This window comes from Hohaiivirga grylli (assembly GCF_039655745.1).
In the GTDB taxonomy this organism is placed as follows: domain Bacteria; phylum Pseudomonadota; class Alphaproteobacteria; order Rhizobiales; family Beijerinckiaceae; genus Hohaiivirga; species Hohaiivirga grylli.
Genome location: NZ_JBBYXI010000018.1, coordinates 1 through 1970, shown reverse-complemented (window position 1 = coordinate 1970; position 1970 = coordinate 1). Strand labels below are relative to the sequence as shown.

General features: G+C 41.2%; 3 protein-coding genes. 1 reads left to right on the top strand and 2 read right to left on the bottom strand.

Going from position 1 to position 1970, the window contains the following annotated elements; translation table 11 throughout:
* Window positions 1-606: IS6 family transposase (locus WJT86_RS12255; RefSeq protein WP_346337880.1), on the top strand; the 606-nt coding region annotated here is incomplete at its 5' end.
* A 56-nt stretch (window positions 607-662) separates the two neighbouring features.
* On the opposite strand, the gene WJT86_RS12250 is transcribed toward WJT86_RS12255, so the two are convergent.
* A complete protein-coding gene (locus WJT86_RS12250) occupies window positions 663-1199 on the bottom strand; it encodes a hypothetical protein (protein ID WP_346337879.1) in 537 nt (178 codons plus the stop codon).
* 7 nt (window positions 1200-1206) lie between these two features.
* On the bottom strand, window positions 1207-1970 hold a 764-nt coding region (locus tag WJT86_RS12245; protein ID WP_346337877.1), incomplete at its 5' end, for a hypothetical protein.

The window sequence follows — 1970 nt, the reverse complement described above, 5'->3', positions numbered from 1 at the left end:
CAGGAGCGTGGGATATCGGTTGACCACGCAACTATTCATCGCTGGATTATCAGATACGCGCCTCTGATTGCGAAGGCATTTAACAGTCAGAGAAAGCCAGCAGGTAAAAACTGGTTTGTCGATGAAATATATATCAAGGTTGGGAGGCATTGGACTTATCTCTATCGGGCCATTGATGACAACGGGCAGACCGTGGAATTTCTGTTCTCTCAAAAGCGCGATATCCGGGCGGCAAAGTTGTTCTTCAGAAAAGCTTTTGAACGAAACGGCAGGCCAGATAGCATTACGCTTGATCGCTATCAGGCCAATCACACCGCCCTTGTCGCAATTGATAATGAATATCGGCTCAGGAGTGAAAATGGAAAACCTCTTCGGCCAATCAGAATTCAGACAGGCAAATATCTGAACAACCGCATTGAACAAAGCCACTGCTGTATTAAAAGGCGCACCAAACCTATGCTTGGCTTCAAATCCAACACCTGTGCCAATATCATTCTCAGCGGCATTGAAACAATCCAGATGATGCGGCGAGGACAGGCGGATTACGCCCGAAGTGTGCCCTTAAACTTGAAACAGCAGTTTGAAATACTTATTCCGGTAAAGTGAAACTGACACAATCACCTTAAAGTGTATCGTCAGTTCCAAATGCGACAGAACCTATATTACTTTAAAAAACTGTATGAAATATTAGAATCACTAATAAATAAAAACGGAAAATCATCATTTACTGGGTATGTATTTTTTTTATTCGATAAAGTAAGTAATGAGGCTCCTCCTGGCCGACTTAAAATTAATAAAAGCTCATCTAGGCCACCTAATGAGACACGTGTCATTGTATCCTCATACCATTCATCTGCTTGAAACCAACAAAATTTTGTATATTTTTTTTCTTTTAAAATCCCAAATAAACACTCTAAAAAAGAGAAGAAAACAGGCCTTTCATTAGATAAGAAAGATTTTGATAAATCTTGATAAATTTCAAAAGCTAAATTTGCATTTCTTTCCTTAGGAGAGCGTAAAACAATCACATTCTGAATAGATAAAATTTCCATGGCTTTTATAATTCCAAAGCGACAATCCTCTTCGAAATGCTCAAAACCAAATTCGATACCATAATCAAAATCTGCCGCTAATGCGCGTAAATCTGCATTGTTAATTGTAGCCATGCTATCATAGCCAAATCCAATTGTTATACTCATCCTAGCATCACCTTAAACCATTAAGTGTACGAATATAACTATTACCATAACTGTTAAGCGCTTTATATGTTTCAGTTATATGATAATTATTGATCAACACATCAGATCCCTTACTAGGGAAAACCTGCCCAGTTATCGGGTTAACATTCATCACATTCTGAGGGGTCGCCGTCGCGGTAGAAGAACCATGCCCACTAGCCCTCAAACGGAATAAGTCTTGACCATTTCGGCCAATCGTTGGGTTCCCTCCCATAGTTTCAACAACGCTCTCAACAAAACCTTGAATAGTCCGCTCCCCTGCGGCAGGCACATACCCTCTACCTGCTAACCCTATATCATTTACCGCAGAATTTTTTATATTATTCCCTACACTTGCAGTCCACGTCTCCCCAAAGCTGCCGGTAGCACTTCCTGAAACTCTACCCAAACCACTAACGGTTGATGTTGTCGCTGATGCTCCTAAATTAATGATAGGTATTGCAACACCACCAACCATAAGGATGCCATTAACGGCATTAACAACTTCCCCTGCTTTCTGGCCTCTGACCTGTGTATCTAACGGGTCTGCACCATAACTAGGCGCAAGGGCGTTGCCTGCAAACATTGGATCATTAAAATTGGGATTAGATCCTCCATAACCAAGAAATGTACTCTTGGCATTAGGATTATACAAAACAGCAGCGCCGGTGTTCGGATTTACGTAATAATACTGCCCTGTATTGGTTGATATTGGCGTCCACTGGCCTGTTGTGGAATCGTAATATTCAGCGG